This window comes from Geopseudomonas aromaticivorans (assembly GCF_019097855.1).
Taxonomy (GTDB): Bacteria; Pseudomonadota; Gammaproteobacteria; order Pseudomonadales; family Pseudomonadaceae; genus Geopseudomonas; species Geopseudomonas aromaticivorans.
The window spans coordinates 1-1,398 of sequence record NZ_JAHRGL010000063.1 but is presented as its reverse complement, the minus strand read 5'-3'; the positions used below and the strand labels follow the sequence as shown (position 1 = coordinate 1,398).

Here is a 1,398-nt window from a genome sequence, read left to right as displayed (position 1 = left end):
ACGCCCACTTCAACGGCGTGGCCGACTTCACCTACACGGTGACCGACGGCAAGCTGACCTCCAATACCGCGACCGTCACGGTCAACGTGGCGGCGGTCAATGACGCGCCGGTGGCGGTGGACGATGCCGTCACCGTCACCGAGGACGTGCCGTTCACTTCCAGCATCGAACTGGACGCCAACGACAGCGACCTGGACGGCGACAGCCTCAGCGTGGTGGCGGGGACCTTCACCACCGCGCAGGGCGGCACCCTGGTGCTGGCCGCCGACGGCAGCTACAGCTACACCCCGGCGGCCAACTTCCACGGCACCGATTCGGTCGACTACACCGTCACCGACGGCAGCCTGAGCGATATCGGCACCCTGACGATCACCGTCACCCCGGTGAACGATGCGCCGGTGGCGGTGGACGATGCGGTGACCGTCACCGAGGATGTGCCGTTCAGCTCGGTCATCCAGCTGGATGCCAACGACAGCGACCTGGACGGCGACAGCCTCTCCGTCATCGCCGGCACCTTCACCACCGCGCAGGGCGGCACCCTGGTGCTGGCCGCCGACGGCAGCTACACCTACACGCCGGCCGCCAACTTCCACGGCACCGACTCGGTCGACTACACCGTCACCGACGGCAGCCTGAGCGATGTCGGTACCCTGACCCTCACCGTGAGCCCGGTGAACGATGCGCCGGTGGCGGTGGACGATGCGGTGACCGTCACCGAGGATGTGCCGTTCAGCTCGGTCATCCAGCTGGACGCCAACGACAGTGACCTGGATGGCGACAGCCTGAGCGTGGTGGCCGGCACCTTCACCACCGTGAAGGGCGGCACCCTGGTGCTGGCGGCCGACGGCAGCTACACCTACACGCCGGCGGCCAACTTCCACGGCACCGACTCGGTCGACTACACCGTCACCGACGGCAGCCTGAGCGATGTCGGTACCCTGACGCTCACCGTGAGCCCGGTGAACGACGCGCCGGTGGCGGTCAACGACACCCTGGCGGCGACCGAAGACACCGCGGTGACCTACACCGCGGCCCAGCTGCTCGGCAACGACAGCGATGTCGACGGCGACAGCCTGAGCATCGCCAGTGTCACCAGCGGTGCGGGCGGCACTGCGGTGCTGAACGCCGACGGCACGGTGACCTTCACCCCGAACGCCCACTTCAACGGCGTGGCCGACTTCACCTACACGGTGACCGACGGCAAGCTGACCTCCAATACCGCGACCGTCACGGTCAATGTGGCGGCGGTCAATGACGCGCCGGTCGCGGTCGACGATGCGGCCAGCACCGCGGAAGACAGCGTGCTGACCGGCAGCGTGGAGCTGGACGCCAACGACAGCGACCTGGATGGCGACAGCCTGTCGGTGGTGGCCGGCACCTTCGCCACCGCGCAGGGCG

At 68.2% G+C, this 1,398-nt stretch carries 1 protein-coding gene; it reads left to right on the top strand.

Translation table 11 applies throughout. The annotated features are described in order from the left end of the window. Positions 1 to 1,398, top strand: a 1,398-nt coding sequence (locus KRX52_RS18415; RefSeq protein ID WP_217683192.1) for a cadherin-like domain-containing protein, incomplete at both ends; no start/stop codon positions are given.